1 protein-coding gene is annotated in these 1,361 nt (G+C 41.9%); it reads left to right on the forward strand.

Features of this window, described 5'->3' with window-relative positions; all coding sequences use genetic code 11:
- Positions 1–217: 217 nt before the first annotated feature.
- A complete protein-coding gene (locus C3418_RS23525) occupies positions 218–1,258 on the forward strand; it encodes a hypothetical protein (protein WP_146054161.1) in 1,041 nt (346 codons plus the stop codon).
- The last annotated feature ends 103 nt before the right edge of the window (positions 1,259–1,361 follow it).

Raw genomic sequence — 1,361 nt, forward strand, 5'->3', positions numbered from 1 at the left:
TGAAAAAATCAAACAGGCTGTAGCCTTTCTGGAATTGGACTTTGCTTTTGGCCATGATCTCGCACCTCAGTAACTGTACGTAAGATCAGTATAGCTCGTGGTGACTGCTAATCATGGGTAATCAGGTAAAACTATATTTGTACACACTGCTCAGTATCTAAAATGGTGTGACGAGCATAATACACCCGCATTTACACAGCGATCTTTAGAAGGCTATATGTCTTATATGGATACTAAAGTGATGCTAGGACAATACAAAGGAAATAGCTATAAAAAAACCCGCTCAGTCATGGTCACGTTATTTACTAAGTATCTAGAACTACCGACAAGTTATTTCGATAGAATAGTGATCAGAGATGGGAGCGACTGTGAGCCATTTGAGGCTTACAGTCGCAGCGATCTAAATCAACTGCTGCCATTTCTAAGGTCGCTGTTTAAGCAAACCTATCAACAGTTCATCCAAAACCCAGAAAAACATATTAACAGTAGCTTCAAAACAAAAACGATGACGTTTCAGTGGCAAGGGCAGCAGTACCCGCTAGCCATAGGAATAACAAAAATGATGTGCGCAGCGACCTACTTACTGTCTTACTACACTTACGCCAACACCAGTGATTTGTTCAAACTAAAACAGCCGAACAACGCCTCAACAAAGGCTGATGAAGTGTGGTACACCATGCCAGCGTTTAAGCGTCGTGCGTTTAAAACCATCCAACTTGAGATGGGTGGACATGAATTAGAAATCCCCAAGTATGCCTTGGATTTTTTTGATAAATTGCTGGCTGCATCCAAATACATCCATGATGGTGAAAACGCCACTTTGCTGCAAACGGTTATCTCAAAAAAAACACAACCTTTAACATCAAAGGTGCTAGAGGCCTTCCTGAGTATATGGGTCGAAAAGCACTTTACCTTTACCGATCAAACTAACCGCCGCTTACGGCCAGTCATAAGCCGTTTTCGCGAAACAGGAGCACAGTTAACAGCTTACCACCAAGGTGACTTGGCTAACGATCTCATGCTCAACAATACCCCTAAAACACGCAAAAAACATTATAGCGAAGGTAGTAAAATCGCTAACAATGGCATGATGCAAGATACTATGTCCATTCGTGAGGCGCAGATAAAAAATAAGATTGACGTAAAAGAGGCACAGAAAAGCTTAGGGATTGAGGTACTAGTTATTGATGCGGAATATAAAGTCAACCTCCCTAATTTAAGTCGAACACCCAACCAGGGCGGGAGCACACTTTGTTGATATTTTAACCAAAGAATAACTGAGCCCGATAGTCGTCATTCCAGCCGGCTCTTTTTAGCTTGTTTCTCTGACTTCGAGCACCACAATTGCTCTGTTTTACGAT

This window comes from Aeromonas sp. ASNIH8 (assembly GCF_002919855.1).
In the GTDB taxonomy this organism is placed as follows: Bacteria; Pseudomonadota; Gammaproteobacteria; order Enterobacterales; family Aeromonadaceae; genus Aeromonas; species Aeromonas caviae.